Origin of the sequence: Amycolatopsis sp. NPDC049159, from assembly GCF_040648295.1 — a bacterium.
Lineage (GTDB): Bacteria > Actinomycetota > Actinomycetes > Mycobacteriales > Pseudonocardiaceae > Amycolatopsis > Amycolatopsis pretoriensis_A.
This window is the reverse complement of the sequence record NZ_JBEZDL010000020.1, coordinates 224,988-240,090: the sequence shown is the minus strand read 5'-3', so window position 1 is coordinate 240,090 and position 15,103 is coordinate 224,988. Positions and strand designations below refer to the sequence as shown.

Genomic DNA, 15,103 nt, shown 5'->3' with positions numbered 1-15,103 from the left:
GCCCGGTCCCATTCCGAACCCGGAAGCTAAGCTTGACAGCGCCGATGGTACTGCAACCGAAGGGTTGTGGGAGAGTAGGACACCGCCGAACTTACTTGGGAAGAGCCCCGGTAGAGGACCAGTTTTGGTTCTCCCGGGGCTTTTTTCATGCCCGCGACACGGGACGCCGGCGCAGCGGCGAGGACAGCACCAGCGACGTCGTCGTCTCGCCGTACCGCTGCACCTTCTCGACGAGCTCCTCGAGCTCGCCCGTGCTCCGGCACAGCACCCGCAGGATCCAGCACTCGTCACCCGTGATGTGGTCCGCGGCGATGACCTGGGGCAGCGGCAGCACCGCCGTCCGGAAGCGCGGGGTGTCCAGGCTCCGCACGCGGGCCCGCACCAGCGCCTCGATCGGCCGTCCCAGCTTGCTCGTGTCCACCTGGGCCGTGTAGCCGGTGATCACGCCGCGCTCCTCGAGCCGGCGCACCCGCTCGGTCACCGCCGAGCCCGACAGCGACACCCGGCGGCCCAGCTCGGAAAAGCTCAGCCTGCCGTCCGACTGGAGCAGCTCCAGCAGGTGCCAATCGACGTCGTCGAGGTCCACCGCGATTCTCCCTGCTGTGCCCGGCCAGAACGCGGAAATCCCCGGCGCACCGGGGTTCCCGCCCCGATTCTCCTCTGTGCCCGCGGCCCCGCCACCAGCAGGATTCTCTTCATGACACGCACCCTCACCGTCCCCGCCCCGGCGCCGGACCTCGCCACCGCCTACTTCGGCGCCGAGCTCGCGTTCGAAGTCGACCCCGACGACCTCGTCCGCGACCTCGAAGCCGGCCACACGGACGGCTACGTGATCGTCGAGACGCGCGCGCCCGAAGCGTTCGCCCAGGCGCACATCCCCGGCGCGGTCAACCTGCCCTACCGCGACCTGACCGCCGAGAGCACGAAGCACCTCGACCGGGACGTCGTCTACGTCTGCTACTGCGAGAGCACCCACTGCAACGCCGCCACCAAAGGCGCGCTCAAGCTGGCTCAGCTCGGGTTCCGGGTGAAGCGGCTCTCCGGCGGCATCACGAGCTGGATCGCGGCCGGCTACCCCGTCGAAGGGACCGCGGCCCCCGGAATCCGCTGCGCCTGCTGACCTACCCTGGAAACCGTGACACGATTGCTGATCATCCAGCCGGACGCGTCGGATCCGCTCGGTCCCCTCGGCGACTGGCTGACCGAAGCCGGCGCGGAACTCGACGTCCGGCTGCCGCCGACCGATGAGCTGCCCGCGGACCTCGACGGCTACCGGGGTGTCGTCGTCCTCGGCGGCGGCATGGGCGCGGAGGACGACGCGAAGCACCCGTGGCTCGCCGACGTCCGGCGGCTGCTGTCGAAGGCGGCGGCGAAGCAGCTCCCCACCCTCGGGATCTGCCTCGGCGCGCAGCTGCTGGCCGTCGCGACCGGCGGCCGCGTCGAGGCCGGGGTGGACGGCCCCGAGGTCGGTCCCCACCTCGTCGCCAAGAAGGACGCGGCGTGGACCGATCCGCTCTTCGCCGACCTGCCGCTGATGCAGGACGTCCTGCAGTTCCACAACGACGTCATCACCCGGCTCCCGCCCGGCGCCGAACTGCTCGCGTCCGCTCCGCGCTACACGAACCAGGCTTTCCGGTTCGGCCGTTGTGTCTACGGCGTCCAGTTCCACATCGAGACGACGCCCGCCGTCGTCGAGAGCTGGGCCGCGGAAAGCCCGCAGGAGGCGGAATTCGCTCGTCCGGGCTCACTCGAGCGCGACGTGCTGACCACAGTGCACGCCGACATCGCCGAAACCTGGGGTCCGTTCGCGCAGCGGTTCGTCCGGTTGGCCGCCGGTGACCTCGAGCCCGCCGCCGAGAGTCAACGCCGGTTACCGCTGGCTTAACGGCGGATGTCACAAACAGCTACGGCCTGTTAACGCCAGGCGTCACCCGTCAGGTACCTTGCGGGAAGAGTCCCCACAAGGGCGTTCGGAGGTCGGGGTGGAGCCCTCGTTGCTGGTCGTGATCGTGGTCGTCACGGCTCTGGTATTCGATTTCACGAACGGGTTCCACGACACCGCGAACTCGATGGCGACGTCGATCGCCACCGGCGCGCTCCGGCCGCGGGTGGCCGTCGCGATCTCCGCGGTGCTGAACCTGGTCGGTGCTTTCCTGTCGGTGGAGGTCGCCAAGACGATCTCCAGCGGCCTGGTCGACGACACGAAGATCGGCCCGTCGATCGTCTTCGGCGGGTTGATCGGCGCGATCGTCTGGAACCTCGTGACGTGGTTCGTCGGCCTGCCGTCGAGTTCGTCGCACGCGCTGTTCGGCGGCCTGATCGGCGCCACCTGGGTTTCGGCGGGCGCCGACTCGGTCCACTTCGGAAAGATCGTCGAGAAGGTCCTCGTGCCCGCGGCGGCGAGCCCGGTGATCGCCGGCCTCGTCGCGATGGTCGCGACCTACCTCGTCTACCGGTTCCTGGTCCGGGGCCGCCCGGCCACGCGCGGCTTCAAGGTCGGCCAGATCGTCTCGGCGTCACTGGTCTCGCTCGCGCACGGCACGAACGACGCGCAGAAGACGATGGGCGTCATCACGCTCACGCTCGTCAGCGCCGGCAGCCTCCCGTCGGGTGCCGCCCCGCCGGTCTGGGTGATCATCAGCGCCGCGTGCGCCCTCGCGGCCGGCACGTACCTCGGCGGCTGGCGCATCACCCACACCCTCGGCAAGGGCCTGACCGACATCGAGGGCCCGCAGGGCTTCGCCGCCCAGACGAGCTCGGCGCTGGTCATCCTGATCTCGTCGCGGCTGGGCTTCCCGCTCTCGACGACGCACGTCTGCTCGGGCGGCATCGTCGGCTCCGGCGTCGGCCGCCGGGAAGCACCCGTCCGCTGGCGGATGGCCGGCCGGATGGTCGTCGCGTGGCTGTTCACATTGCCCGCGGCCGCGATCGTCGGTGCGATCTCCGGCAAGATCGCTTCGCTCGGCAACGCGGGCACCATCGCCGTCGGCGTGGCCGGCCTCGGCGTGGGCGTCGGCATCTACCTGCTTTCGCGCCGCCACCCCGTGACCGCGCACAGCTTCCAGGTGCCGGAGCCGACGCCCGCCGATACCGAACCGGGCCGCCTGGCCGCCTGAGCCGGATTCCCCGGCTACGGTGTTCGGTGATGGCAGACCGCGCGCGAACGACCGCTTCGGCGGCGAGGTACGGCTTCACCGATTCCCGTGCCGAGGGTCAGTTGCGCGCGGCCGGTTGGTGGGACGACGCCGGCCCGGTCGCCGCGGCCGCCGACGTGCTCGCGGCGTTGTCCCGAGCGGCCGACCCGGACCTCGCGCTGCGTGGTCTGGACCGCATCCGCGAAGCCGACGACACCGAGTGGAGCCGGCTCGAAGAGCAGCTGCGCGCCAACCGGACGTTCCGCGGCCGGCTCCTCGGCGTGCTCGGCACGTCGAGCGCGCTCGCCGACTTCCTCGCCGCGAATCCCGACCAGTGGCACTCGCTCACGGCCGACAAGTGCACCGACTCCGCCTGCTACCGGGAAGCCCTGCGCACGGCGCTGCTGCGTGACGACGCCGTGCTGACCGGGCTCGAAGCCGAGCAGGCCCTCAAGATCGGCTACCGCGGCCAGCTGCTCGGCATCGCCGCCGCCGACCTGGGCCACCTCGTCGAGGCCGGGCTCGAGCACCCGAGCTACGCCGAGGTCGCGGCCCAGCTGACCGAGCTCGCGGAAGCCGCGCTGGCCGCCGGGCTGGTGGTGGCCGAAGCCGAAGTAGGGAAGCCGGTCGAAGGCACCCTCGCCGTGATCGCCATGGGCAAGTGCGGCGGCCGGGAGCTCAACTACGTCAGCGACGTCGACGTCATCTTCGTCGGTGAAGGCGACCTCGGCGTGGCCACGAGGCTGGCGAGCACGATGATGCGCGTCGTCGGCAAGGCGTGCTTCGAGGTCGACGCGGCGCTGCGCCCCGAAGGCAAGGCCGGCGCGCTCGTCCGCACCCTGGAAAGCCACCACGGCTACTACCAGAAGTGGGCCAAGACGTGGGAGTTCCAGGCGCTGCTGAAGGCGCGCCCGGTGGCCGGCGACGCCGAGCTCGGCCGCCAGTACGCCGAGATGGTCGCGCCGCTGGTGTGGTCCGCGGCCGACCGGGACAACTTCGTCGACGAGGTGCAGCAGATGCGCCGCCGCGTCGAGGGTCACGTGCCGTCCGAGCACGCCGAGCGCGAGCTGAAGCTCGGCCGCGGCGGCCTGCGGGACGTCGAGTTCGCCGTCCAGCTGCTGCAGCTCGTGCACGGCCGGATCGACGCGGACCTGCGCTCGCCGTCCACGATGGACGCGCTCGCGGCGCTCGGCGAAGGCGGCTACGTCGGCCGCCAGGACGCCGCCGAACTGGGCGCGTCGTACGAGTTCCTGCGGATGCTCGAACACCGCCTGCAGCTGCGGCGGCTGCGCCGGACGCACCTGTTCCCGGCGGCGTCGGAGACCGCCGAGCTGCGGATTCTGGCCCGCGCCAGCGGCATCAAGCCGGCCGGGGGCAAGAGCCCCGGCGACGCGCTGCTCGCGGAGTTCAAGCGGCACGGCCAGGGCATCCGCCGCCTGCACGAAAAGATCTTCTACCGGCCGCTGCTGCAGTCCGTCGCGAACGTGCCGACCGAGGCGCTGCGCCTGACCACCAAGCAGGCCGCCAGCCGGCTCGCCGCGCTCGGCTACACCGCGCCCGACGGGGCGCTGCAGCACATCAAGGCCCTCACTTCGGGCGTCTCGCGCCGCGCGGCGATCCAGCAGGCGCTGCTGCCGGTGCTGCTCGACCTGCTCGCCGACACCCCCGATCCCGACGGCGGGTTGCTGTCGTACCGGAAGGTGTCCGAGGCGCTCCAGGACACGCCCTGGTACCTGCGGGTGCTGCGCGACGAGGGCACGGTCGTCGAGAACCTGGCGCTGCTGCTCGGCACGTCCCGGCTGGTGCCGGACCTGCTGGTCCGCGCCCCCGAGGTGCTGCGCCTGCTCGGCGACCCGGCCCGGCTGCTGGGCCGCACGCCCGCCGAGGTCGCGACGTCGTTGCGGGCCACCGTCCGCCGTCAGCCCGGGGTGAACGCGGCCGTCGCCGCGGCGCGTTCGCTGCGCCGGCACGAACTGCTGCGCGTCGCCTGCGCGGACCTGCTCGGCCTGCTCGACGTGCCCGTGGTCTGCGAAGCGCTGTCGAGCGTCTGGGTGGCCGTGCTGCAGGGCGCGCTGGCCGCGGCGTTCCGTCAGCGCCAGGCCGAGCTGGGCAAGACGCCGGCCCGCATCGCGGTCATCGGCATGGGCCGCCTCGGCGGCGCCGAACTCGGCTACGGCTCCGACGCCGACGTCCTCTTCGTGTGCGAGCCGTCCGAAGGGGTTTCGGACGCCGACGCGGTGAAGTTCGCGTCGTCGGTGGCGGAGAGCGTCCGGAAGATGCTGGGCGCGCCGAGCTCCGACCCGGCCCTGGTCGTCGACGCCGACCTGCGGCCCGAGGGACGCAGCGGGCCGCTGGTGCGCACGCTCGAGTCGTACCGCGCGTACTACGCCCGCTGGGGCGAGGTGTGGGAGACGCAGGCGCTGCTGCGCGCCCGCTTCATCGCCGGCGACGACGACCTCGGCGAGCGGTTCATCGCGATGATCGACCCGATCCGCTACCCGGAAAACGGCCTGGACGCGACGAAGGCGCGGGAGATCCGCCGCATCAAGGCGCGCGTGGAGACGGAACGGATGCCGCGCGGCGCGGACCCGACCCGCCACACGAAGCTGGGCCGCGGCGGCCTGGCCGACGTCGAGTGGACGGTCCAGCTCCTCCAGCTCCAGCACGCGTGCTCGGTTCCCGGCCTGCGGACGACGTCGACGCTGGACGCGCTGGCGGTGCTGCCGGAGGCGGGCCTGGCCCAGCAGTCCGAAGCGGACTCGCTGCGGGAGGCGTGGCTGCTGGCGACCCGGGTCCGCAACGCGGGGATGCTGGTGCGCGGCAAGGCGGTCGACGAGGTCCCTGGCTCGGGCCGCGACCTGGCCGCGGTGGCCCGCGTCCTCGGCCACCCGGCGACGGCCGACCCGGGCGAGTTCCTCGACACCTACCGCCGCATCACCCGGCGGGCGCACACGGTGGTGGAGCACTTGTTCTACGAGGCCTGACCTACAGTGGCCTGGTGACCGATCGCGAGCCGTTCCGAACCCGGATCAAGGTCCGGCACTACGAGCTGGACACCCTGGGCCACCTCAACCACGCCGTCTACCACTCGTACGGCGAGGTCTCCCGCCTGGAGCTGCTGGAGAAGGCGGGCGCGCTGAAGGGCCTGCCGGGCGTGGCATCGGTGCTGCTGGAGACCAACGTGGTGTTCCGCCGCGAACTCCGCGCGGGCGACGAGGTCGACGTGACGTGCGACGTCAAGTTCGGCAGCGGCAAGACGTTCAAGATGGACTCGAACATCTACAAGCTGGACGGCACACTGGCCGCGGAGATCAGCTGCACGCTGGGGCTGATGGACCTGGAGCTCCGCAAGCTGGTCCCGGACCCGAGAGGCCGCTTCGAAGCGGCGGGCGCGGACCTGCGCGTGCTGTCGACGGCGGAATGATCCGTCCCGCGGTTTCCGCTGACTGGCCGTCGATCTGGCCGATCATCTCCGAGGTCGCCACGGCGCAGGAGACGATGCCGTACGACCCGGCGCTCTCCTCGGAAGCGGCCCGCCTTTCCTGGCTGCTCCCGGCCCCGGCCCGGGTTGTGGTCTTCACCGAGGGCGACTCGGTGCTGGGGACGGCGAACATGTACGCCAACCGCCCGGGCCCGGGCAGCCACATCGCGTCCGGCAGCCTGGTGGTGGCGGCGTCGGCCCGGGGCCGGGGAGTGGGCCGGGAACTGGCGACGGACATGATCGCGTGGGCCCGCGAGTCGGGCTTCGCGGCGCTCCAGTTCAACGCGGTGGTGGAGACGAACACGGCGGCGATCTCGTTGTACGAAAGCCTGGGCTTCACGACGCTGGGCGTCGCCCCGGGAGCGTTCCGCCACCCGCACCACGGCGACGTGGGCCTGCGCATGATGTGGCTGGACCTGCACTGAAACGAGAAACGCGACGGATTGCGCAAGCTCCCGACTGGTGTGCTCGACCTCGCGGACCTGACGCTCGGTGTCACCGATGGCCGTGCGCTTTGCACGCACGTTGCCCATGACCGAGAGCGCTGCCGCACGCAACGACGTGCTCCGCCGGGACGACGCCGCGCGAGGCGGTGAGCGCACAAAGAACGGGACGGCGGTCGGGGTGTTCCCCTCGACCGCCGTCCCGTGTCTGGTGGGCCGCCGTCAGCCGGCGGCCTGGCGAGGACTCCGACCGGGGAAACCCTGGTCAAAGCCCCGCGCCGATCACACGTCGTAGTACAGGCTGAACTCGTACGGGTGCGGGCGCAGGCGCAGCGGGTCGATCTCGTTGTCGCGCTTGTACGAGATCCACGTGTCGATCACGTCCGGCGTGAACACGCCGCCCTCGAGGAGGTACTCGTGGTCCGCCTCGAGCGTGTCGAGCACCGTGCCGAGGTCGCCCGGGACCAGCTTGACGTCCTTGGCCTCCTCCGGCGGGAGCTCGTACAGGTCCTTGTCGATGGGGTCCGGCGGCTCGATCTTGTTCTTGATGCCGTCGAGGCCGGCCATCATCATCGCCGAGAAGGCCAGGTACGGGTTGCCCGACGAGTCCGGGCAGCGGAACTCGGCGCGCTTGGCCTTCGGGTTGTTGCCCGTGATCGGGATGCGGACGCACGCCGAACGGTTGCGCTGCGAGTAGACCAGCGAAACCGGGGCCTCGAAGCCCGGGACCAGGCGGTGGTAGGAGTTCACCGTCGGGTTCGTGAAGGCCAGCAGGCTCGGGGCGTGCTTGAGCAGGCCGCCGATGTAGTGGCGCGCGGTGTCCGACAGGCCGGCGTAGCCCGACTCGTCGTGGAACAGCGGCTGGCCGTCCTTCCACAGCGACTGGTGGCAGTGCATGCCCGAGCCGTTGTCGCCCGCGAGCGGCTTCGGCATGAACGTCGCCGTCTTGCCCGCCGCGAACACCGTGTTCTTCACGATGTACTTGAACAGCTGCAGGTCGTCGGCCGCGTGCAGCAGCGTGTTGAACTTGTAGTTGATCTCGGTCTGGCCGGCGGTGCCCACCTCGTGGTGCGCGCGCTCGATCTCGAAACCGATGTTCGTCAGGTTGCGGACGATGTCGTCGCGCAGGTCGGCGAAGTGGTCGACCGGCGGGACGGGGAAGTAGCCGCCCTTGAACTTCGTCTTGTAACCCTGGTTGCCGCCCACCTCGTCGGTGCCGGTGTTCCACCAGCCCTCGACCGAGTCGATCTCGTGGAAGGAGGCGTGCTCGGCGGAGTCGAAGCGGATCGAGTCGAAGATGTAGAACTCGGCTTCGGGACCGAAGTACACGTTGTCGGCGACGCCGTACTCGGCGATGTACTGCTCGGCCTTGCGCGCGATGTTGCGCGGGTCGCGGCTGTACGCCTCGCGCGTGAACGGGTCGTGCACGAAGAAGTTGAGCGCGAGCGTCTTCGCCTTGCGGAACGGGTCGATCCGCGCGGTCTCCGCGTCGGGCAGGAGCAGCATGTCCGACTCGTGGATGGACTGGAAGCCGCGCACCGAGCTGCCGTCGAACGCGAGACCCTCTTCGAAGGCTTCTTCCGTGAAGGCCTTGGCGGGGACCGTGAAGTGCTGCATCACGCCGGGCAGGTCGCAGAACTGGACGTCGATGACCTCGACGTCCTGGTCGGCGATGAGGCGCTGGATGTCGTCTGGAGTAGTGGGCACCCTCGGTGACTCCTTCTCGTTCGAGCTCGTACGGCAGTGCTCTCTTCGGCTCACGCTAAAAGCGCGGTGTTGCCCGACCGTCACCCGTATGTTTCGCCGGTGTTAACGGGTGGGTGGATACCGGCTATCCGACCAGGGCGAACGTGGTCTGCGCCACCGGCATACCCTGGACGGGTGGCGAGATGGACCGGTGAATGGCTGCCCGGCACCGGCGAGGGCGGGCAGGCCGAGGCTCGAGACGGCGCGCGCTGGCCGGGTGAGAAGTTCGGTTTGCCCGAATCGGGCGTCGGCTCGGCGGCGACCGGGGGCGCCCGGCTGCTCGGGCTGATCGTCGACCTCGCGGTCGCGGCCCTGGTCACGGCCATCTTCCTGCACCCGAGCCTGCAGGACCCGGCCGCGATGCAGGTGTTCAACCTCTGGTCCGGCGGGGTCTGGGCGGTCATCTCGGTCGTCTCGGCCGGCTTCTTCGGCTTCACCCCCGGCATGGGCGTCGTCGGCATCCGCGTCGCCCGGCTCGACGGCGCCGCGCTGGTCGGCCCGCCGCGCGCGCTGGTCCGGGCGGTGCTGACGTTCTTCATCATCCCGGCGGCGGTCCGCAACGCCGACGGCCGCAGCTGGCTCGACCGGCTGACCGGCACCGTCGTCGTCCGGCTGCGCTGAACCCGCTCACGAAAAAGGCCCCGTCCGGGTCGCGGACGGGGCCTTCGTCGTGAGCGGGGGTCAGCGGCGGCGGATCGTCCGCTGGACGTTGCGCATCTTCGCGCCGGCCGGCATCGGGCCCTTCGGCATCGCCGCGCCGCGGTTGCCGAGGGCGGCGAGCTTCGCCTCGAGCGCGTCGACCTGGGCGGGCTTGAGGTTGCGCGGCAGCTTCATCAGGTAGCCCTGGAGCTTCTTCAGCGGGATCTGCTTCTCTTCGTGCCCGATGATCACGTCGTAGATCGGCGTCTCGCCGACCAGGCGGGAGACGCGCTTCTTCTCCTGGGCGAGGAGCGTCTTCACGCGGTGCGGCGCGCCCTCGGCGACCAGCACCACGCCCGGGCCGCCCAGCACGCGGTGCACCGCGTCGAGCTGGGTGGTCGCCGCGACGGTCGGCGTCACCTTCCACTTGCCGCGGAGGTTCTCCAGCGCCCACGCCGCGGCGCCGGGCTGGCCGTCGGCCTTCGAGTAGACCGTCTTCTGGACGCGCCTGCCGAAGATGACCATGGCGAGCAGGGCGCCGAGCACGATGCCCAGCGGCAGCAGCACCCACTGCGAGTCGAAGAAGAACCCGATTCCGAACAGGACGCCGGCGACGACGACGATCGAGCCGGCCATCCACGGGATGAGCCACGGGTCTTCCTTGCGCTGCATCTTGAAGGCCTCGAAGAGCTGGCCACGGCGTGCCTTGCTCGCCGCGCGCTTCTCCTTCTTGGCCTGCTTGGCCGCTTCCTTGTCCTGCTGTCCCGCCATATGACCAGGATACGGCCGCGTGCCCCTGCCCCGATTCCCCGTCCCCCTCTGCGAGGATGCGGGACGTGACTGGCGTACTTTCCCCGAAGGGCCGCTCCCGCCTGCTCGACGGTCTCGACCCCGAGCAGCATGCCGCCGCCAGTGCCCCCCGCGGGCCGGTCTGCGTGCTCGCCGGAGCCGGCACGGGCAAGACCCGCACGATTACCCACCGGATCGCCCACCTGGTCGGGTCCGGGCACGTTTCCGCAGGTCAGGTGCTTGCCGTTACGTTCACGACGCGGGCCGCGGGCGAGATGCGGACCCGGCTGCGCGGCCTCGGCGTCGACGCGGCGCAGGCCCTGACGTTCCACGCCGCCGCCCGCCGCCAGCTGCGGTACTTCTGGCCGCGCGTGGTCGGCGACCGGCCGTGGGACCTGCTGGACAACAAGCTGCGGTTCGTCGGCCAGGCCGCGAACCGGGCGAAGCTCGGCACCGAGGTCGAGGTCCTGCGCGACCTGGCGAGCGAGATCGAGTGGGCGAAGGCGTCGCTGGTCAGCCCGGACGACTACCCGGCCGTCACCGCGCGCGCCCAGCGGGACATCCCGGCGCCGGCCGCGCAGATCGCCGAGGTCTACCGGACGTACGAAGAGCTGAAGAACGCGGCGCAGGTCCTCGACTTCGACGACCTCCTCCTGCACACGACGGCGGTGCTGGAGGAGCACGGCGTCGTCGCCGAGGAGTTCCGCGACCGCTACCGCTGCTTCGTCGTCGACGAGTACCAGGACGTGACGCCGCTGCAGCAGCGCCTGCTCGACGCGTGGCTCGGCGGCCGCGACGACCTGACCGTCGTCGGTGACGCCAACCAGACCATCTACTCCTTCGGCGGCGCGTCGCCGAAGGCGCTGCTGGAGTTCACGCGGCGCTACCCGGAGGCCACCGTCGTCCGCCTCGAGCGCGACTACCGCTCGACGCCCGAGGTCGTCTCGCTGGCGAACCGCGTGATCGGCGCGGCACGCGGCCGCCCGGCGGGCTCGCGGCTGAAGCTGATCGGCCAGCGCCCGTCGGGCCCGGAGCCGCGCTTCGCCGAGTTCGACGACGAGGCGGTCGAGGCGGAGGCCGTCGCGCGGCGCATCCGCGAGCTGCTGGACGGCGGCGTACCGGCGAGCGAGATCGCGATCCTCTACCGCGTGAACGCCCAGTCCGGGGCGTACGAGTCGGCGCTGTCCGACGCCGGCATCCCGTACCTGGTCCGCGGCGGCGAGCGCTTCTTCAACCGGACCGAGGTCCGCCAGGCGATGTCGGCCCTGCGCGCGGCGAGCGGCGACGTCAGTTCCGACCTGGTCACGACGGTCCGGTCGGTCCTCGCCCGCGTCGGCCTCACGGAGTCCCCGCCCGCCGGCGGCGCGGCGAAGGAGCGCTGGGACGCGCTGCTGGCGATCGTCGAGCTCGCCGAAGAGCTCGCCTCGACGGTCGCGGACGCGGACCTGCCCCGCTTCTGCGCGGAGCTCGACCAGCGCGCGGCGGCCCAGCACCCCCCGACGGTCGAGGGCGTGACGCTGGCCTCGCTGCACGCGGCGAAGGGCCTGGAGTGGGACGCGGTGTTCCTGGTCGGCCTGGCCGAAGGCACGATGCCGATCCTCCACGCGGGCGACGACGAGGCCGCGATCGAGGAGGAGCGCCGCCTCTTCTACGTCGGCGTGACGCGCGCCCGCGAGCACCTGTGGCTGTCGTGGGCCCTGGCCCGCACGCCGGGCGGACGGCGCAACCGACGCCGCAGCCGCTTCCTGTACGGCCTGATCCCGGAGGACCACCCGGCCGCCCGCGCGGCGAGGTCCCAGCAGAAGCCGATGGCGGCGAACCCGGTGAAGACCCGCTGCCGCGTGTGCGGCGGCCCCCTGCTGGAGACCCTCGAGGTCAAGCTCGGCCGCTGCGGCCGGTGTCCGTCCACAGTGGATGAAGGATTGCTGGAGCGCCTGAAGTCCTGGCGCGGCGAGCGCGCCCGGGAGCTGAAGGTGCCGGCGTTCGTCGTGTTCACCGACACGACGTTGATGGCGATCGCGGAGCAGCGCCCGACGGACGAGGCGGGCTTGGTGACGATCTCGGGCATCGGCGCGACGAAGCTCGAGCGGTTCGGCACCGAGATCCTCGGGGTGGTCCGGGCGTCGACGGAGTCCTGAGCCGGCCGGCGCCGATCCCTCTCTGGGCTCGCGCGATGGGGTCGACGCGGCCGGGACGTGGGCTCGGCGCTGTACGCGTTGGGTGGTCCGGGCACCCGGGCGCGGTCGGCGTGACTCGTGTGGCTGCCGGGGCGCCCGGTGTCGTGTGCGCGGCGTGCGGGTGCCGTTCGTGCGGCTGCGGGGGTAACCGGTGTTGCGTGCGCGGCGTACGGGTGCCATTCGCGCGGCATGTCCGGCGTCGTTCGCGTCGCTCGGTAGTGGCTTCGCGGCGGGATGTGCGCGGCTCCTGCGGCCGACCTGCGCGCCTCGGGTGGTGGGCCCGCGCCGATGCGGTGTTGACCGCGTCCGAGCCATGATCGACGCGGCGAACCCGCTGCTCAGGGGCGATCTTCGTATCTTCGAGGATTTTCCCGTTAATTGAGTTGCCTCGGTGTGGTGGGGAGCAATAACCTGCCAGTACCGAGCCCGAAGGGCTCGGCTGGGGATCCACGTTGACAGCGCCGCTCGGCGGCCGCGTGTGCAGAGTACAGAAGGAGGTGCCGGTGAAATGACCATCAACCTGACGCTCACGAACCCGGGCACCCGTCTGTCCTGCGCCGCGGAAGTTGCGGCTGCTCAGCGCCCGGGCACCGGTGTGTCCGTGAGCGCGCACGGGATCCGTGGCATGCGCCGTGTCGAGCGGCGTTGGGCCACCGGTGTCGTCGTCTTCGGGACGCAGGGCGTTCTCGCCGCGTACCCGCAGGCTGATCTGCCGACCGTCAAGCAGTTCCGTGTTCCGTTGTCGATACGGGAGCGAAGTTCCTGACCTAGTCAGGACACGAGGCTCACGAAGGCCGCGGAACCGGAAAACCCGGATCCGCGGCCTTCGTGTTTTTGGCTGCACAACCCCAAGAGGAACAGCGTTGCCCAGCTCAAGCACCCACTCGCAATCCCGTACGACTCAAGGAGGAACCACCATGTCATCGGCCGTCGCCTACACCTCCGGTGAGGCAATATTCGCCGACCTGCTCGACCCGATCGCCGTCCCCGACGTGGCGCTGCCCTGCCGTTCGGGCGACGCGGACCTCTGGTTCGCGGAGTCCCCGGCCGAGCTCGAGCGCGCGAAGACCCAGTGCGCCGACTGCCCGGTGCGCGAGGCCTGCCTGGCCGGCGCGCTGGCCCGGCGTGAGCCGTGGGGCGTCTGGGGTGGCGAGATCTTCGAGCGCGGCGTCGTGATCGCGCGCAAGCGGCCCCGTGGCCGGCCGCGCAAGAACGCCACCGTCGAGCCCGCCGCGGCCAAGGCCCGCGGTGATCACCGGAGCGCCGCCGCATGAGCGTCGAACCGGTCACGACCAGGGATTACGAAGCACACACCAGCGGTGAACCGCTGCAGTTGACGAAGACCGAGATCGAGGAGATCAGCGAGATGTTGCTGTACGAAGAACTGTCGAGGGCCCGAATACGGGATCTCGAAGAGGGGGTCCGCGCGCAGCGGGCCCGAGGTGGCGCACGCGCCGTCCGCCGGTGGAGCCGAGTAGCCCGATGGGCGGCCCGACGCGCGGAGCGGTACCAGGACCAGAACTGAGCGCAGGGCCCCTGCCGCCTTCGGGTGGCGGGGGCCCTGCGCGCGCGCTTCGTCCGGCTCCCCGGCGAGAACGCTGGTGTTCAATGGGCTGATGTCCGGACACACCCACCACGACATCGACTGGGCCGACCGCCTGGCCCAGTTGCGCATGGCCGACGCACTCGACGCGGAAGCGCTCGCGCCCGTCGCCCAGCGACTGCTCTCCGCGGTCGGTGCGCGGCCGACCGTCGTCGACGTCGGCTCCGGGGCCGGCGGCATGAGCGTGCTCTTCGCGCGCGAGCTCGCCCGCGCGGGCGGGGGCACCGTCGTGCTCGTCGACGCGACGCCGGAACTGCTGGCCGAGGCCCAGCGGGCGGTCACCGAGGCAGCCGGCGGCGCCGTCGACGTCGTCGCCCGGCGTGCGGACCTCGCCGATCCCGGCCTGGCCGGGCAGGTGCCCGCCGCCGATCTCGTGTGGGCCGCCGGCGTCGTGCACCACGTCGGCGACCAGCAGGCCGCGCTCCGCACGCTGGCCGGTCTGCTCCGGCCGGGCGGGGTGCTCGCCATCGCCGAAGGCGGCCTCGACCTGCGATGCCTGCCCTGGGAGCTCGGCGTCGGCCGGCCCGGACTGGAGCAACGACTGCTCGCCGCGCGGGGCGAGTGGTTCGCCCGGATGCGGGCCGAGACCGACGGCAGTGTCGCCATGCCCTACGGCTGGACCCGCGCGCTTCGCGAAGCCGGGCTCGAGGACGTCGAGTCGTTCGGCGCGCTCATCGACCACCCGGCGCCGGGTTCGGACCGGCTGCGCGAGTACGTGTTGCAGCGCGTCGGGTGGCTCGCCGAGTCGGTCGGGGAGTGGCTTGCGGCCGACGACCGCGAGGCCGTCGCCGCGCTGACCGACCCGCGGAGCCCGGACTTCCTCGGCCACCGGGACGACCTTTTCCTGTTCGGCGCCAAGGCAATCCACTGTGGACGGTCGCGATGAGCGCCCCGGAATCGCCGACGTGCACCCGCTGCGGTCGCCGTCGCTCGGACGACGATCCGGCTACGGCACTCGCATGGGTCTCGACGCGCGAGCGCGGCGCGCTGCGGTGGCTGTGCCCGGACTGCGCTCGGCAGCACGTGCGCGACATCGAGGGCAAGCTGCCCGACGAGTATTGGTGATCGATTCAGCCTCCTGAGGAGTCGGT

16 protein-coding genes and 1 rRNA gene are annotated in these 15,103 nt (G+C 71.4%); 14 read left to right on the top strand and 3 right to left on the bottom strand.

Annotation, left to right across the window (positions count from 1 at the left end; translation table 11 throughout):
* Positions 1–91: ribosomal RNA gene (gene rrf, locus AB0B33_RS33730) — 5S ribosomal RNA — on the top strand; the annotation flags it as partial.
* A 54-nt stretch (positions 92–145) separates the two neighbouring features.
* Here rrf and AB0B33_RS33725 read toward each other — a convergent pair.
* The gene (locus AB0B33_RS33725) at positions 146–586 is read right to left on the bottom strand and encodes an Lrp/AsnC family transcriptional regulator (RefSeq protein WP_247014387.1); all 441 of its coding nucleotides are present in this window, start codon (positions 584–586) and stop codon (positions 146–148) included.
* 111 nt (positions 587–697) lie between these two features.
* Here AB0B33_RS33725 and AB0B33_RS33720 point away from each other — a divergent pair, with 111 nt between their 5' ends.
* From AB0B33_RS33720 to AB0B33_RS33695, 6 genes are all read left to right on the top strand, one after another.
* Positions 698–1,120 (top strand): rhodanese-like domain-containing protein, encoded by a 423-nt coding sequence (locus AB0B33_RS33720; protein WP_360779243.1) that lies wholly within the window; start codon positions 698–700, stop codon positions 1,118–1,120.
* A gap of 15 nt (positions 1,121–1,135) precedes the next feature.
* Positions 1,136–1,885: a type 1 glutamine amidotransferase gene (locus AB0B33_RS33715; protein ID WP_360779240.1), complete on the top strand. Its 750-nt coding sequence runs from the start codon at positions 1,136–1,138 to the stop codon at positions 1,883–1,885.
* A gap of 97 nt (positions 1,886–1,982) precedes the next feature.
* Entirely contained in the window at positions 1,983–3,116 is a 1,134-nt protein-coding gene (locus AB0B33_RS33710) for an inorganic phosphate transporter (RefSeq protein WP_247014384.1), read from the top strand.
* A 29-nt stretch (positions 3,117–3,145) separates the two neighbouring features.
* Positions 3,146–6,118: a bifunctional [glutamine synthetase] adenylyltransferase/[glutamine synthetase]-adenylyl-L-tyrosine phosphorylase gene (locus AB0B33_RS33705; RefSeq protein ID WP_360779237.1), complete on the top strand. Its 2,973-nt coding sequence runs from the start codon at positions 3,146–3,148 to the stop codon at positions 6,116–6,118.
* 14 nt (positions 6,119–6,132) lie between these two features.
* Positions 6,133–6,558 carry an acyl-CoA thioesterase gene (locus tag AB0B33_RS33700; RefSeq protein WP_360779234.1) on the top strand — a complete coding sequence of 142 codons (426 nt, stop codon included), beginning with the start codon at positions 6,133–6,135 and terminating at the stop codon, positions 6,556–6,558.
* Complete coding sequence (locus AB0B33_RS33695; RefSeq protein ID WP_360779231.1) at positions 6,555–7,040, top strand: GNAT family N-acetyltransferase; 486 nt, start codon at positions 6,555–6,557, stop codon at positions 7,038–7,040. The genes AB0B33_RS33700 and AB0B33_RS33695 overlap by 4 nt, the downstream gene beginning before the upstream one ends.
* A gap of 300 nt (positions 7,041–7,340) precedes the next feature.
* On the opposite strand, the gene glnA is transcribed toward AB0B33_RS33695, so the two are convergent.
* Positions 7,341–8,765, bottom strand: a complete 1,425-nt coding sequence (gene glnA / locus AB0B33_RS33690) for a type I glutamate--ammonia ligase (RefSeq protein WP_247014381.1) — start codon at positions 8,763–8,765, stop codon at positions 7,341–7,343.
* Between the two features lie 270 nt (positions 8,766–9,035).
* Between glnA and AB0B33_RS33685 the strand changes: the two genes are divergently transcribed.
* On the top strand, positions 9,036–9,425 hold the full coding sequence (locus AB0B33_RS33685; protein WP_360779276.1) for an RDD family protein: 390 nt from the start codon (positions 9,036–9,038) through the stop codon (positions 9,423–9,425).
* 60 nt (positions 9,426–9,485) lie between these two features.
* On the opposite strand, the gene AB0B33_RS33680 is transcribed toward AB0B33_RS33685, so the two are convergent.
* A complete protein-coding gene (locus AB0B33_RS33680; RefSeq protein WP_247014380.1) occupies positions 9,486–10,214 on the bottom strand; it encodes a DUF4191 domain-containing protein in 729 nt (242 codons plus the stop codon).
* 65 nt (positions 10,215–10,279) lie between these two features.
* On the opposite strand from AB0B33_RS33680, the gene AB0B33_RS33675 reads away from it, so the two are divergent.
* The 6 genes from AB0B33_RS33675 to AB0B33_RS33650 all read left to right on the top strand — a co-directional run bounded on the left by AB0B33_RS33675 (position 10,280) and on the right by AB0B33_RS33650 (position 15,077).
* On the top strand, positions 10,280–12,370 hold the full coding sequence (locus tag AB0B33_RS33675) for an ATP-dependent DNA helicase UvrD2 (RefSeq protein WP_247014379.1): 2,091 nt from the start codon (positions 10,280–10,282) through the stop codon (positions 12,368–12,370).
* A gap of 547 nt (positions 12,371–12,917) precedes the next feature.
* Entirely contained in the window at positions 12,918–13,175 is a 258-nt protein-coding gene (locus AB0B33_RS33670; protein WP_247014378.1) for a hypothetical protein, read from the top strand.
* A gap of 151 nt (positions 13,176–13,326) precedes the next feature.
* On the top strand, positions 13,327–13,683 hold the full coding sequence (locus AB0B33_RS33665; RefSeq protein ID WP_360779225.1) for a WhiB family transcriptional regulator: 357 nt from the start codon (positions 13,327–13,329) through the stop codon (positions 13,681–13,683).
* Complete coding sequence (locus tag AB0B33_RS33660) at positions 13,680–13,934, top strand: hypothetical protein (RefSeq protein ID WP_247014376.1); 255 nt, start codon at positions 13,680–13,682, stop codon at positions 13,932–13,934. The genes AB0B33_RS33665 and AB0B33_RS33660 overlap by 4 nt, the downstream gene beginning before the upstream one ends.
* Positions 13,935–14,025: 91 nt before the next feature.
* Complete coding sequence (locus AB0B33_RS33655) at positions 14,026–14,898, top strand: class I SAM-dependent methyltransferase (protein ID WP_360779221.1); 873 nt, start codon at positions 14,026–14,028, stop codon at positions 14,896–14,898.
* On the top strand, positions 14,895–15,077 hold the full coding sequence (locus AB0B33_RS33650; protein ID WP_360779218.1) for a hypothetical protein: 183 nt from the start codon (positions 14,895–14,897) through the stop codon (positions 15,075–15,077). The genes AB0B33_RS33655 and AB0B33_RS33650 overlap by 4 nt, the downstream gene beginning before the upstream one ends.
* Positions 15,078–15,103 lie beyond the last annotated feature (26 nt).

Coding starts and splice junctions, on each gene's coding strand:
- AB0B33_RS33720 (WP_360779243.1), top strand. CDS start 698: ATGACACGCACCCTCACCGTCCCCGCCCCGGCGCCGGACCTCGCCACC.
- AB0B33_RS33705 (WP_360779237.1), top strand. CDS start 3,146: ATGGCAGACCGCGCGCGAACGACCGCTTCGGCGGCGAGGTACGGCTTC.
- AB0B33_RS33695 (WP_360779231.1), top strand. CDS start 6,555: ATGATCCGTCCCGCGGTTTCCGCTGACTGGCCGTCGATCTGGCCGATC.
- AB0B33_RS33680 (WP_247014380.1), bottom strand. CDS start 10,214: ATGGCGGGACAGCAGGACAAGGAAGCGGCCAAGCAGGCCAAGAAGGAG.
- AB0B33_RS33670 (WP_247014378.1), top strand. CDS start 12,918: ATGACCATCAACCTGACGCTCACGAACCCGGGCACCCGTCTGTCCTGC.
- AB0B33_RS33665 (WP_360779225.1), top strand. CDS start 13,327: ATGTCATCGGCCGTCGCCTACACCTCCGGTGAGGCAATATTCGCCGAC.
- AB0B33_RS33660 (WP_247014376.1), top strand. CDS start 13,680: ATGAGCGTCGAACCGGTCACGACCAGGGATTACGAAGCACACACCAGC.
- AB0B33_RS33655 (WP_360779221.1), top strand. CDS start 14,026: ATGTCCGGACACACCCACCACGACATCGACTGGGCCGACCGCCTGGCC.
- AB0B33_RS33650 (WP_360779218.1), top strand. CDS start 14,895: ATGAGCGCCCCGGAATCGCCGACGTGCACCCGCTGCGGTCGCCGTCGC.